The sequence below is a fragment of the Streptomyces albidoflavus genome (genome assembly GCF_000719955.1).
GTDB classification, from domain to species: domain Bacteria; phylum Actinomycetota; class Actinomycetes; order Streptomycetales; family Streptomycetaceae; genus Streptomyces; species Streptomyces albidoflavus.
In genome coordinates this window covers 1-6,413 of record NZ_JOII01000071.1, presented here as the reverse complement: position 1 = coordinate 6,413, position 6,413 = coordinate 1, and the positions used below count along the sequence as shown (strand labels likewise).

Below are 6,413 nucleotides of genomic sequence, written 5' to 3'. Positions count from 1 at the left end.
TGAAAAGGGGGACCTGACAGGTCCGAATCCTGTCGACCGGGGCAAGTACGGCTCGAAGATCCACCTGATCACGGAACGGTCGGGTCTGCCCATATCCGTCGGCATCTCCGGGGCCAACCTGCACGACAGCCAGGCCCTGATCCCGCTCGTGAAGGGCATCCCGCCGATCCGCTCCCGCCGCGGCCGGCGACGGCGCAAGCCCGGCAAACTCCACGCCGACAAGGGCTACGACTACTCCCACCTGCGGCGATGGTTACGCGAACGCGGCATCACCCACCGCATCGCCCGCAAGGGAGTCGAATCCTCGCAACGGCTGGGCCGCCACCGCTGGACCGTGGAGCGCACCATGGCCTGGCTCGCCGGCTGCCGCCGCCTTCACCGACGCTACGAACGCAAGGCCGATCACTTCCTCGCCTTCACCAGCATCGCCTGTACCCTCATCTGCTACCGCAGACTCACCAAATGAGATGACTTCTTAGGCAACCGTCACGCTACCTGGTCACGTCCCCACGGATCGATCGGCGGACCCGCTCCCAGAAGTGGCTGGGCTCCCTCCGGACACGAAGGTGACCACTACGAATTGAACCTGGACACTGCCTGGCTGCGCCCTGGTGGCGGGCTGCGCGGCAGCGCCGAGACGCAGCCGGGCTTTGGGGAGGTAGTCAGGCGCGACTGGCCGCCAGGTCATTGAGGACGGCGTTCACGGTGGACCAACACAGGTCAGCTGTGTCGAAGTCCGCGCTGTGCTTCGCTCGCTTCTCGGCGAGCGGGTGAACCAGATTGCGGTAGGTTCGCAACAGTTCCGACGCCATTTTCGCGTCTTGGTCGATCCATCCATTCACATGGGCATGCTGAACAAGGTCCTGCATGCCAGCCGCGCGCAGCGGCTTGGAAAGCGGCGTGGCGGCAGGCCTGACTTCGGCTGCGTGTACAAGCACGCCTTCGAGGAGGCTGCCGAGCATGATGACCGCAGAGGTGTAAGCGCCGTTTTCCTGACATGTGTACGCCTCATCCAGACGCAACTGGACAGCGCGGGCCAAGTCGGAATCAGCGACGATGTCGGTGATCGTGACCTTGAGTTCGACTCGCTGTGGCCGGGGTGGGTTGTCAGGATCGTACGCAACGACGATGGGTCGCCCGTTGCGGTAATCGACGCGTAGGCCTTCGAGGGCCAGAACCTCCTGGAGCCGTTCGATGACAGGTGTGTACTCACTGGCTTGTTGCTGGTACTCACGCCGGTCGGCCAGGCGCAGTACGACACGCTCGATGTCTCCGGCGTCGTCTTCCCTACGCTCACGCAGGAGGTCCAGAAGCCATGTGTGTCGTGGGCTGCCGTCGTGATCGGGAACATCTCCCCAGCCAGCGCGGCGGAGGAAGGGTGCCAGCTCCCAGCCAGCGCGACGTTTCATGCCGGCCTCATCTCCGCTGATCATGGCAGCCAGCTCTTCGAGAGTGCTTTCGTCGAAGTTCTCCATGTCAGATTGCCTCGCTGTCGTCGTCCAGTTCACCGTCATAGGGGTCTGCCTCTTCCTCTGCGGTCTCGGCTTCAGCCAGACCGACCGGCGCCCACACCGCCAGAGGTTCTGTGCTATCTGCGACTCTGTCTGATGCGGTATCCGGGTAAATTCCGAGGTCGGTCAAGCGTTTCCACAGAGGGGCCAGGGCGGCCTCCGGCGATAGAGCAAAGGCGCTGCTGCGCACGCGCCAAAAGGTCCAGCCTGCGCGGCGTAGTTCTCGTTCGCGCTCCGCGTCGTCGTGGATCTGTTGCCTGGTGGAGTGGTGGGGACTTCCGTCACACTCGACGGCGAGGCGTCCGTGGCCCCCGGTGACGACGAGGTCGATGCGCTTGCCGTTGACTTCCCATTGCGGCACTACGTCGTAGCCACGTTCCTTGATGCGTAGATAGACGCGTTGCTCGAAGAGCGAGTCGAAGGGCGCACATAGCTGGTCTGGGGTGACGTTGGCCGGCTGGCGGGCGTGGGTGTAGGGCGGGGGCGGGTTTTGCATGTAGGTGAGCAGGGAGCGGCGCAGGTCTTTGCTGCTCAGTTGGTCGACGGTCATCGAGTGGAAGAGCCACATCTGGTCGCGAGCTCGACTGGCTGCGACATTGAAGCGCCGTTCATGGCTGCGCCCAGTTGCCGCGATGACGTTGGTGCCGTCGACGACCATGGAGAGCAGGATGACATCGCGTTGGTCGCCTTGGAATTCCTCAGGAGTACCGACCAGGATGTTGTGGCGCTCGCGGGCCGGCATGTCGATGCGCAGGTCAACGAGGTCTTGTACAAGCCGACTCTGGGCGCCTTGGCGCAGGATGATGACACCTAGGCTGCGGTCGGCGTAGGCCGGATCTTGGGTGAGGCGGCAGAGCTGGTCAACGACTGCTTCTGCTTCGGGGCGGTTGATCAGCTTATCTCTGCGTCCTTCACAGTGGCCTTCTGGTACGTGGACGACTTTCAGCGGGGAGAGCCGGTCCGAGCCGTGCTGACGCAGCGGGATAAGCTCGTTGTCCGGGTAGAACTGCATGGAGGACCACTTGATGATTTCAGGCATGCAGCGAAAGTGTTCGGTGAGACGGACCACTTCGGTGAAGCGTGAGGAAAGCAGCTCGTACAGGTTGGATTTGGGGTCGAAGCCTTCGCGCTGCCAGGGTTCAAGTGCATCCATGCGTTCGTCGAAAATCTGGGTGATCCGGTCATGTTTGCTGCCGGTGTAGTAGGGCGCGCACTGGCGGTCGTCCCCGACGACGATGATCCGAGGGGCGAGCCACAGCAGCAGGAGGCCGTTCAGACCGACCTGGCTGGCTTCGTCGACGATCACAACATCGAAGGAGTCTGGATCCGGGCTGATCGTCTCGGCTACCTGCCTGAGTGGCATGATCCATGCGGGGACCGCGCCCTGGGCTGTCTGCATGGCTGAGCGCGCGTGTCGTTGGTGACGTTTTCCGTAGTCCGTTGTCCCTTGGCCGGCATTGGCAATTGCGCTGGCGTAAGCGGCTAGGGCTTGTTTGTGTTTCGTGGTCATGCGGCTCACGCAGTGCAGGGCCGCTCGGTCGCACACCAGGCCCTCTACAAGGTTGTTGAGTCTGTCTTCGATCTGCGCCAGCTCCCCTTCGAGCTGTTCTTCACGACCGGGGAGGAGAACGGTGTCGAGGAAGTCCTGTGCTTGCCGCCAAGCCCACGCGTGGGGGAAGGCAGCGAATCGGTCACGCCAGTGCCCTGCGAGAGGGTCGGAGGCGAACGCCTGCGCCAACTCAGCGTGAGCTTCGCTAAGACGCTGGAACAGTTTTCCTGTCTCTCGACGGTCCGCTTCACGCTGGTACGCCAGCGTCAATGCTTGCACTGCGTTGGCATAGGCCTGGGCGTCGCCGGCAGCTACGGCATCAGCTGCCTGACGAAGCTCCTGAACGCCTTGAGCTCGTGGCTGAGGAAGGCTAGTGAGCAGCTCGTTGAACTGGCGATCTGCTGCTTTGACCCGTAGCAGGTTCCGGGCCTGTGCAGTAGCTCGTCGGACATTCTGCCACTGATCGATTGTGGTGACAGGTACTGGAATACCGTTGGTGAGCAGCCTCGTGTGGACTTGGCGGATTGCCGCAACACAGCCGTCGATGGCCTGCAGCAAGGAAGCTCTGTCCAGGAGTTCGGAGAACAGTAACTCTGGCGTGTTCTTCTCGACATCCCATCCGACCCCTGCCCAGCGGTTGCGCAAAGTACGGATATGGGAGCGCATCTCCAGATGGCGCACCACCGCGGCAACTTGCTCTCGGCTGGCGGGTGCCATGCCTTCGACTCGGCACTTTTCGAGTAGGACCCGGGCTTGCTTGAGGACAGCTGGCCGGGGCCATCTTTTGTTCAGTTGACCGTTTCCCAGGAGGTAACTCTCAACGTCTCGACTGCTTACCAGTAGTTCTCGTTCTTCGCCTTCGGTTAGCTGGGGCACTTCCACATTCAGGAAAAGGGCGTTCGCAATCTCTTGTTGGGTCTGCTGGGCTCGCTTTGAGGCGTTGCGGATGCTGTCCCACATCTGTTGCGAGCGTCGTGCGATGCCGTCCTCAAGCGCTCGGGTAGGCCAGCTCTTCTCTTGCCACGCTGCAGGGTCTGCGGACATCCCCATGCCTTGAAGAGCCTGCTGGGCTTGCTCCAGTAGGCCTTCCGTCACCGCAAGCTCCACATCACCGTGTTCGGCCAAAGCCTGGGCGAGTGGCGTTGCGGGCTCCAACCCGAGGGCTGCGCTAGCTGCCTCTATGTCCCTGATACGGCCTGAGACCTCCTCGGGGTCGGGCAAGGTGCCTGGATCGGGGCAATACTGAATGTGATCATCGAGGATCTCTGGGCCGTGTTGGGTCACCACCAGCCATAGCCGCTGAGCCTCGTCAGTATCCAATGGTGGCAGTTGCCCCGGTTGTGCAGGCAGCCGCGGCAGCCAATGGTAGTCAGCATTGCCCCGTTCGGCCGACTGCACAATCTCGTCGAGGCGTCCGCGGTATCCCGGTGCGATTTCGGGGTGCTCATACCACTCCACTTCCCGTACCGCTCTCAGACGTTCTCTCAGCTTGGCCCGTTCAGCCAAAAGTTGGTGCCGCTGAGCCTGCTGCGTCTCGATGTGCCGCTGAAGCCGCTCAGTGTTCGTAGTCGCGCTCAGGTGGGCCAGAGCACCGAGCGACTGGCGCAGATCGGAGCTGCCGCCCTGCCACTGATCGCGCTGGAGCACGCACATGCTGCGCAGTTTGGGCGGTAGTTGGTCGATCAGTACCTTGAGAGCTTGTCCCTTTTCGCTGGTGACCAAGACTCTCTTGCCATCCGCGAGAAGCGCCGCGATGAGATTGCTGATCGTGTGGGTCTTTCCGGTGCCTGGCGGGCCTTGGACCACCACGCTGGTGTCGTGCTGCAGTCTGTCCAGCACGTCCAGCTGAGCCGCGTTGGTGAGCATGGGGAATAGCGGTTCCGGGCCCAGCGCCGGAGGGACGGGACCCTTACTACTCCCCCAGGCGGTGCGTTGCTCGGGTTCGAGGTCGTACAGCAGCTGCGCCAGCCCCAAAGGCGCCTGCGCTCCGGGACGCTTTAAGACTCGCGCGATACTTTCGAAGAAACCGAGTACCGAGCGCTGGCCATGTTCGCGCAGGATGATCGCCGGCGCATGATGCAGTGACCGTGCCTGAGGGTCGGCGGTTAGGTCAGGGTGCCCGCTGCCGGAGTCGAACGGAAGCGTTCGCTCGACACCGAAGGCACGCTGGGCCCATGAGCGCACGACCTCAGACGCCCGGCCTGACAAGGGGTGGAAGGCGGCTTCCTCCACCTCAGAACGTACGACTCCCAGTAGTTCCGAGGTGTAGCCATCGGACTCGCTGAGAAACTCGGTATCTTCCAGGCGACCTGACTGACCCGGCACCAGAGCCACCGTGACGTTGACTGTATTCGGATCAACCGTAAGGGTGACAGGAACCGTCACAATGTGCCTGCGTATCCGAGCCGAAGCTCGCTCGGCTCCTACTTGCAGGAGGCCTACGGCCAGGACGGTTTCGAAGGAGTCACCGTCCTGTTGGATCTTCTTGGCAATCCGATACAGCTGCTGGTGCAGACGACGGTGCGACGCAGCCGCCAGCTCTTCCCGCGCCCATCGCTTCCATCGGCCGACCCAGCCCTCGTAGGCCTTCCGTACATCTGAGCTGCCGACATCCAATGCCTTCGGATCATCAGCCTCGTCAGTGAAGAGGTCTGTCCGTTCACTGAACATTGCCGTGTCGTCGAGCAGTTCGGGAGGCTCTGCGGCGGCGGTCGCTGCGGCCTCGACTGATACGCGCCCCTGCAGAACTGCTGGCAGCCGGGGCGCGTCCAGGGGTGGACGGTGCTTCACCACCATGATGCGGGAGTCGGCGTCGTTTACGGGCCGGACGAGTCCCTCTGGAACATCTGCAAGCCACACCGTTTCGGGGTACTTGCTGCAGTTCCTGACAGGCCGGTAAGCGCCTCGCACCAGCTCCTGCAGGCAGTCGACCAACACGCGCGTGTCACGGACAGCCTTGGGATCGCTGCCGTCGCGTACTGCCGGGCGTACCATCACATCCCCCAAACGCCCGCCACCGTGGCAAGCCTTCCAGGGTCCGTGAGCGCTACGAGTTAGGCAATGTGGCAGACCTCAGCTACGACGTCTTTCAGACAGGCATCGGATCATTGCCCGCCGCGAACGGCCACCCCTGAGGTAGCGGGCAGGCAGCTACTCTTCAGGAACACTGCGGCACTCGGACCTGCGCCTTCGCGAGTCCAACCCCCCCCACAGTCGACCGGGAACACTGCGCCCGCCCGTCTTAACTGCCCTTAAGAAGTCATCTCATTTGGTGAGTCTGCGGTAGCAGATGAGGGTGCAGGCGATGCTGGTGAAGGCTAGGAAGTGGTCGGCCTTGCGTTCGTAGCGTCGGT

3 protein-coding genes are annotated in these 6,413 nt (G+C 62.7%); 1 reads left to right on the top strand and 2 read right to left on the bottom strand.

Annotated elements, in window-relative coordinates; translation table 11 throughout:
* On the top strand, positions 1–466 hold a 466-nt coding region (locus tag IF45_RS0130810; RefSeq protein WP_030310881.1), incomplete at its 5' end, for an IS5 family transposase.
* Positions 467–662: 196 nt separating this feature from the next.
* Here the strand turns inward: IF45_RS0130810 and IF45_RS0130805 are convergent.
* Both IF45_RS0130805 and IF45_RS0130800 read right to left on the bottom strand, forming a co-directional pair.
* A complete protein-coding gene (locus IF45_RS0130805) occupies positions 663–1,475 on the bottom strand; it encodes a hypothetical protein (RefSeq protein ID WP_030310879.1) in 813 nt (270 codons plus the stop codon).
* Position 1,476: 1 nt separating this feature from the next.
* Entirely contained in the window at positions 1,477–6,057 is a 4,581-nt protein-coding gene (locus IF45_RS0130800; RefSeq protein WP_242534232.1) for a PDDEXK-like endonuclease domain-containing protein, read from the bottom strand.
* Between the last annotated feature and the right edge of the window lie 356 nt (positions 6,058–6,413).

Coding starts and splice junctions, on each gene's coding strand:
- IF45_RS0130805 (WP_030310879.1), bottom strand. CDS start 1,475: ATGGAGAACTTCGACGAAAGCACTCTCGAAGAGCTGGCTGCCATGATC.